1 protein-coding gene and 1 pseudogene are annotated in these 1566 nt (G+C 61.2%); both read left to right on the top strand.

The genetic code is table 11. From position 1 onward, the window contains the following. Nucleotides 1–48 precede the first annotated feature (48 nt). Entirely contained in the window at nt 49–846 is a 798-nt protein-coding gene (locus BM036_RS19620) for a metallophosphoesterase family protein (protein ID WP_091855306.1), read from the top strand. Then, nucleotides 833–1566 (top strand): annotated as a pseudogene (locus BM036_RS19615) (hypothetical protein); the annotation flags it as partial. The gene BM036_RS19620 and the pseudogene BM036_RS19615, both read left to right, overlap by 14 nt.

The raw sequence follows: 1566 nt of genomic DNA, 5'->3' as shown, positions 1-1566 counted from the left end.
GATCTGTGAGCGGGTTGCCCGCTGGCTGGCCGATCAGGTGAACGGAGAATGGTGAGCATCGTCCGTGTTGAACAGGCCCCTTTCCATGAACTGCCTCATCGCACGAGTGGCCCGTCAGGAAAACCGCTGCGCAATCGTTTGCCGTTTCATCGGGCCTGGGCGACTGGGCTGCCCGATGGTGTAGAGGCGCTGATTTTTACCTCCGATCTGCAGGGCCGTGAAGACGGCGGCGCCAACCGGCTGATGGGTGTGCCTGTAGCAGAAGCGCTGATGGCATTAGCGGCGAAAGGAACGATTCCGCAGCCGCAAGCGGCGTTTCTTTGTGGCGATCTGTACGACTACCCCGACTGCCACAAACGCGGTGGGACCGGCCCGGTGGAGGAAGTCTATGAGGCGTTCGCCGGGCTGGCGCCACAGGTCCTCGCCGTGCACGGCAACCACGATGAATTGGCCCAACCGAAGGCGCTGCCAAAGCATGTCCAAATCCTCGATGGGCAGGTTCACAACACAGCCGGTCTGCGCGTGGGCGGCGTCAGTGGCATCATCGGTAACCCGAGGCGCCATCAGCGGCGGGATGAGGAAGCGTTTCTGGAAGTCATGGAGTCGGTCACCGCCCGGCGGCCACACATAATCCTGTTGCACCAGGGGCCGGAGGATGCTGAGCGTCGCCGCCGTGGTGCCCCTGGCGTAACGCTGTCACTGGAGACAGGGTATACCGGTCTGACCGTGTTCGGACACACCCACTGGGACTGGCCCTGGCTGATCTCGCTGGGCGCCGGCCAGGCCCTGAACGTGGATGGTCGCGTTGTGGTTCTATTGAGAGGAGATGGTCATGTCTCTGGTTGAACTCGAGCGCTGGGGCCCGGCAGGTTGGGATACGTTGGCGGGGATTATTATTGACCGGCCGGAGTCCGGCTTGCTCAGTCCAATGCGCCTGGATTATCAACGCCAGGATGGCTGCACCTGTGTTGCACTTCCCGGGGTCACACTTGAACTGGAAGATTTTCAGGAAGACGATTTCGTACCGGTCATTAGTCTGCCGTTCGTGCTGTGGGCCAGCCCTCAGGTACCAGGCGAGGTGCTTGAGACCTACGAGGGGGAACCCATTGCGGCCCTGCTGAGGGATTTGATCCCCAGCGGCTGGGCCCGTCGGCGCTTGCTCAAGCGGTTACGGTCACCACGGCGGCAAGACGGGACGATCCAGGATGGCCCTCAGCACGATGTGCGCCTGTTAAAAGAGTGCGCCCTCTCTCCCATTGGCAATTTTCGCATCAATGGGCCGAGCGTTGACGACGGCCTGTTCCCGTCCATTCCCCTGGATGTTGAGCGTGCCGGCGACTGGTATTGGCCATACGAACCGTTCAACGAAGCCGCCGGCCTCTATGATATCCACCCGATATGGGCGGGTCTGGGTGCCGGCGGTGAAAACCCCAAACTGCTGATCAACCGAGCCAATGACGGTCAGTTCTATCTGGACGGCAACGAACCGGACGGCTGTGTAATTACCGATTACTGGCTGGTGAAGTGGCCCCGTGAGCCGGTAAGCCGGAATCGAATCGACATTCT

The organism is Marinobacter segnicrescens, assembly GCF_900111555.1.
Taxonomy (GTDB): domain Bacteria; phylum Pseudomonadota; class Gammaproteobacteria; order Pseudomonadales; family Oleiphilaceae; genus Marinobacter; species Marinobacter segnicrescens.
The sequence above is the reverse complement of the archived record's forward strand: the minus strand, read 5'-3'. Positions and strand labels throughout refer to the sequence as shown.

What these genes read in the sequence shown, in the direction of transcription:
- BM036_RS19620 (WP_091855306.1), top strand. Translation starts at nt 49, where the DNA reads ATGGTGAGCATCGTCCGTGTTGAACAGGCCCCTTTCCATGAACTGCCT.